This window comes from Streptomyces sp. HSW2009 (assembly GCF_040240285.1).
Lineage (GTDB): Bacteria > Actinomycetota > Actinomycetes > Streptomycetales > Streptomycetaceae > Streptomyces.
On the sequence record NZ_JBEHZD010000526.1, the window covers coordinates 1 to 5,374 of the forward strand.

General features: G+C 69.4%; 5 protein-coding genes. 2 read left to right on the forward strand and 3 right to left on the reverse strand.

The features are described from left to right. Positions 1-229: 229 nt before the first annotated feature. Complete coding sequence (locus AAHZ94_RS27840; RefSeq protein ID WP_349996255.1) at positions 230-739, reverse strand: NUDIX hydrolase; 510 nt, start codon at positions 737-739, stop codon at positions 230-232. Beyond that, positions 736-1,194 carry a hypothetical protein gene (locus tag AAHZ94_RS27845; RefSeq protein ID WP_349996256.1) on the reverse strand — a complete coding sequence of 153 codons (459 nt, stop codon included), beginning with the start codon at positions 1,192-1,194 and terminating at the stop codon, positions 736-738. The genes AAHZ94_RS27840 and AAHZ94_RS27845 overlap by 4 nt, the downstream gene beginning before the upstream one ends. 314 nt (positions 1,195-1,508) lie before the next feature. On the opposite strand from AAHZ94_RS27845, the gene AAHZ94_RS27850 reads away from it, so the two are divergent. Then, positions 1,509-2,357 (forward strand): helix-turn-helix domain-containing protein, encoded by an 849-nt coding sequence (locus AAHZ94_RS27850; RefSeq protein WP_349996257.1) that lies wholly within the window; start codon positions 1,509-1,511, stop codon positions 2,355-2,357. A 163-nt stretch (positions 2,358-2,520) separates the two neighbouring features. Here AAHZ94_RS27850 and AAHZ94_RS27855 read toward each other — a convergent pair whose 3' ends face one another. Further along, positions 2,521-3,477, reverse strand: a complete 957-nt coding sequence (locus AAHZ94_RS27855) for a S1 family peptidase (protein WP_349996259.1) — start codon at positions 3,475-3,477, stop codon at positions 2,521-2,523. Positions 3,478-3,757: 280 nt separating this feature from the next. Here AAHZ94_RS27855 and AAHZ94_RS27860 point away from each other — a divergent pair, with 280 nt between their 5' ends. Next, positions 3,758-5,110, forward strand: a complete 1,353-nt coding sequence (locus AAHZ94_RS27860; RefSeq protein ID WP_349996260.1) for a M14 family metallopeptidase — start codon at positions 3,758-3,760, stop codon at positions 5,108-5,110. The last annotated feature ends 264 nt before the right edge of the window (positions 5,111-5,374 follow it).

Sequence of the window (5,374 nt, forward strand, 5' to 3'; positions counted from 1 at the left end):
GGGGGGGGGGGGGGGGGGGGGGGGGGGGGGGGGGGGGGGGGGGGGGGGGGGCGGGGGGCGGGGGGGGGGGGGGGGGGCGGCCCCCGCCCCCAGGGGCACGGGCCACGCGAGCCCAACACTCCCGCCGCTGGGGCCGTGCCGGACCAACCTCCACGAGTGGGTGCCATCCGAGCCGCGCCACACACCCGCGCGCGGAGCGCCCCACCCCACCTCCACACCGCCCCGTGCGCTACCCCTCCCCCCACCCCCGGCACTCCTCCTTCCGCTCGATGACGAACGCCGGGGTCGCCCCCACCGCGGCCCCCAGCCCTGCCGTGAGTGCCGCGTCCGCCTCGCACGCCTGCTCGGCCGTTGCCCAGCGTCGCCGGTGCGCGCAGTCGCGCTCGTGTGCGCACAGGCATTCCGGCACGTCGATCACGTCCGCGTCCGTGCACCAGCCGCCGTCCAGCAACAGGATGACCTCCGCCGGCGCGTCCCCGTCCGCCGGGTATTCGTCCACCGCCAGCACCCGTCGGGCCTTCGGCGACGTCAGCCCCAGCGCGCCCGCCACCCGCGCCGCGGCCTCCACCAACTGCTCACCGGGCCGGACGACCACGCCCGGCGGCTCCCACACCGTGTGATCACGGGCCAGTTGTACTTGCAGGACGTCCGGCCACCCGTGGGTCACGTCCATCGGATCGTCCGGTACCTGCGGCTTCCACACCAACAGCACCACCCGTAACCGCTGCGCCCCGCTCATGCCCCGCCCTCCAGTCCCGCGTTCTCCCACACCTCGGCCAGGTCAAGCCCGCATTCCTCCGGCGACTTCCCGTTCGCGGTCATTACCCCGACCTCCGCGCCCCCGTCCGACCACAGGTATCCGCCCGTTCCCGCCAGGTCGTCCACGGCACGTTGTACGTGCCGCGCGTTGGGCCGGATCTCGTTCCGCAGCGCGGCGTCCATGTCGAACAGTGAGTTCTCGTAGGCGAGTTGGAACTCACGATCCGATACGGGCCGCCATGCGGCGGTCTCCCCCGGCCGCACCTCCTCGGCGAGGAAGAATCGCAGTACGACTCCGGCAACGGTGTGGATCTCGTGCTCGCCGGTCAGTACGTAGTGCAGGGCGCGGGTGTATCCCGCGGGAAATCCGCTCTCCCCGTCCACGCCGGCCGGCGGCGGTACGTCACCGGGGCGGACCTCGGACACGTCACTCATCGGGGCACCTCCATGCGGGCGCGACGGTTCGCGGGCCGACAGGAATCGGTGGTTCAGCGGAATGGTGACGATGAGCCCTGCTGGGCTTTGCGTGCTCTCGGATCATGAGCAGTGTTCATTCCTCACAACGGATATCAACAACGCGACCGCGACGCAGCGGAATTGACACGAATGGCCATACGACGCCAACGCCGAACACGGTCACGTACGGCGACCAACCCCCTACAGAATTGCCTCATGCGCACTACGCTCACAACCAGCACCCCGGGACCTGCCACCCGGAGGTCACACCACGCACGAGGAGGTCACGTGGGATGAAGCTGCACGAGACGGCCGTGTCGGGTCAGAGCACAACGGCCTGCACCCTCCCCGGACGACACCTCAGACGCCTACGCGAGCGGGCCGGGCTCTCCCTCCGCGCCCTCGCAGCAGAACTGCACTACCCCCACTCGTACATCGGACGGGTCGAGCGTCACGAGCAATTGCCGTCCGAAGCGCTGGCCGACGCTCTGGACGATTACTTCTCGACATGCGGACTCTTCGCCGACGCGCTGGCCGCAGCTCAGGAATGGTTGGCGACCAAGCACAACTACAACTGCCGGCCTCTCGAAGCCAAATGCGTGCGGCTTCAGGTGTTCACCAGCAGTCTGGTGCCTTCGCTCTTACAGGTCGAGGATTACGCGAGAGCGCATTTCTCCCTGGGGCTCCAGCAGAAAGAACTGCCAGACCTGGACGCGCGCGTAGCGTCTCGGCTGACCAGACAACGGCTGCTCGACAGCCCCGACCCGCCGCAGTACTGGGCAGTCATGGATGAATCAGCTCTTCGACACCTGGCCTCCGATCAACACATCATGGCTCGACAGCTCAAGCACCTGCTCATTGCCGCCGAACAGCCTCACATCAACCTGCAAGTCCTGCCATTCACCGAGCCGTTCCACCCACTCATGGGCGGCAGCCTCACTCTGCTCACCATGGAGAACGGCGCTACAACCGCCCTCATCGAGAGCTACCGCACCAGCGACGCCGTTGACACCCCGAGACTCGTCGTTGACCTCATGCACCAATTCGATGTGGTGCGCGCGCAAGCCCTGACCCCCTCAGCCTCTCTCGACCTCATCCGCCACTACGCGGCAGAAGGACGGGCCCCCGACCCTCCGGCATGACCCCCAGCACCAACCAGCCCGCCGCCACGGCCGTGATCGCAAGGCACCCACCCTCAGGCGCGCCCCGGGACGGGGTCGCACCACAACGCCCCCCGCGCGGCTGATCAGATCGGCCGGGCAGGGGGCGCGCGGGACAGCAAGGCTAAAAGGGGTAAGTCCACGCTCACTTCTGCGCGATGAGGCCCGGCGCGGCCGAGGTCACCAGGCGGTCAGCGGTGGGGGTCTGCGTCCAGCGCGGCTTGGGCACCGTGCAGCCGGACTGGTTGAGGTCGAGCACGTTGCCGGGGCCGAAGCAGCGGGTGAGCTGGTACGTCTGCTGGGCGTAGCCGATGCCGCGGCGGACCGTGACCTGGCCGTTCTGGTCGACCTCGCACGGGTTGTTCATCGTGCAGCGCTGGCCCGACTCGTTGATCGTGTTGTTGACCGCGACCACCTTGCCGCTGTTGGCGTCGATCACCGGGGAGCCCGACGTGCCGCCGATGACGTTGCACGGCGAGGTGTAGCGGACCGAGTCCTTCCAGGTCCAGTTGCCCTCGCGGAGCTGGTTGACGAAGCCGTTGACGTTGCAGGTGTAGGTCCGCTTCCAGTAGCCGGAGACGACCTTGATGGTGGCGCCGGAGGCGGGCCGCTCGGCGGACAGTTCCAGGGCGTTGACGTTGTAGCGCTGCTTGATCTGCGCGTAGGTGGCGTTGACCTGGTAGATCGCGGCGTCCGTGTCGGTCATCGTGCCGTAGAGGAGCTTGCTGGCGCGCACCGTGCCTGCCGTGCCCGCGCTGGCGTTCAGCAGCGTGAAGCTGCGGCTGGAGGGCTGGTTCACCAGCACCTGCCCGGCGCCCGGCATGCCGCCTTCCAGGCAGTGGCCGTTGGTGAGGACGAGAGCCGGGTCCTGGTCGGTGGAGCTGGGCAACTTGACGACGGAGCCTGAGCAGTTGCTGAGTGCCACCGTGCCCTCGTACGTCACGGCGTTGAGCTTGGGGGTCGCCGCAGCGGCGGCCGTGCTGCCTGCCCGGGCCTGGGCGGTGTCCGCGTCCTGCGCGACGGCGGACGAGGCGCCGATGCCGGCGACCAGCGAGCCACTCAGGGCCAGGGCCGACAGCGCACCTATGACGGTTCGGTTCATGTGGGGGATTCCTTCCCTCAGGAAGTGCCGCGAATTTGTCATGCGCATTCTGAACGCGTCAACTCCACCGGGCAATCACGTGACCGCAATCTCGAAAAAATGGCGGGTTCACACCAGCTCCACATGTTGACCGGGGCATGCCAGAACCGAAGACTGTCCCCGGCGCCCCACGCCGTACGGCGCTCCGTACGCCGCACCGGGCCCCGCGTCCGCTCGTACCCCCGCGGGCGCGGCACGCCGCACGTCGCACTACTGGACACACCCCACCCAGGAGACCCCCATGCGACTACGAACCAGGGGCCGGCGGACCACCGTCATCGCCGCCCTGCTCACCCTCGCCCTCTCCGTGCCGCTGGCGGCCAACGCCGACGACACGGGCTCCGGGTCGCACGAGGCCACCCCCACCACCCAGCGCGCCCAGGCCGCCGACACCACGCGGCAGTACGAGGTCACCGGGCCCGACACCATCGCCGAGCGCACCGAGGTGGCCGCCACCGGCGTGGTCATCGACGCGGTGCGCAAGGGTTCCATCACCATTACCGCGGACCCGGCCGGACTGCGGCAGGTGCGTCAACTCGGTTACGAGGTCAAGGAGTTGGCCGGGCCGCCGGTGCGCTCCGGCGGCAAGGAGGCGACGCCGCGCGACTTCCCGCCCGCCGACTCGCGCTACCACAACTACGCCGAGGCGACGGCCGAGATCAACGACCGAGTCGCCAAGAACCCGAACATCATGAGCAAGCGCGTCATCGGCAAGTCCTACCAGGGCCGGGACATCGTCGCGATCAAGATCAGCGACAACGTCGGCACCGACGAGGCGGAGCCCGAGGTGCTGTTCACGGCGCACCAGCACGCCCGCGAGCACCTGACCGTGGAGATGGCGCTGTACCTGCTCCGCGAGTTCGGCGACAAGTACGGCAGCGACGCGCGGCTCAAGAAGCTGATCGACAGCCGCGAGATCTGGATCGTGCCGGACGTCAACCCGGACGGCGGCGAGTACGACATCGCCACCGGCTCGTACCGCAGTTGGCGCAAGAACCGGCAGCCGAACGCCGGCGCCACCGGTACGGACCTGAACCGGAACTGGAACCACAAGTGGGGCTGCTGCGGCGGCTCGTCCGGCAGCCCGACCTCGGACACCTACCGCGGCCCGCAGCCCGAGTCCGGGCCCGAGGTGAAGGTGGTCGCCGACTTCGTGCGCAGCCGGATCGTCGGCGGCAAGCAGCAGATCAAGACGAACATCGACTTCCACACCTACAGCCAGCTCATCCTGTGGCCGTACGGCTACACCACCGCGGACACCGCGGCCGGCCTCACCCAGGACGACCGGGACGCGTTCGCCACCATCGGCCGCAAGATGGCAGCCACCAACGGGTACACCCCCGAGCAGTCCAGCGACCTCTACGTCAACGACGGGGCGATCGGCGACTGGCTCTGGGGCAACCAGAAGATCTTCAGCTACACCTTCGAGATGTACCCGGGCCCGGGCGGCGGTGGCGGCGGCTTCTACCCGCCCGACGAGGTCATCGAGCGGGAGACCAGCCGCAACCGCGAGGCGGTGCTGATCCTGCTGGAGAACTCCGACTGCATGTACCGCTCGATCGGCAAGGAGCAGCAGTACTGCTCGGCTGGCTGACGGACGGGGCGGCCGACGGGTCGGCTGGTCGACAGGCACGGCTGGTCGACGGGCTCGGCTGACTGACCGCCGCCCGGCCCGGCGGGCGGCCCGCCGGCTCGTCGGCCCGCCGCCCGCACCACACCGCACCGGACGGCGGCCGGCCCCGGCATTCGGCAGTGTGCCGAATGCCGGGGCCGGTCGCGCCGGTGCGTACCCGGCTAGATCACCAGGCTGAGCAGGGCGGCCATCACGAAGCCGACGACCGAGAGCACCGATTCGAGC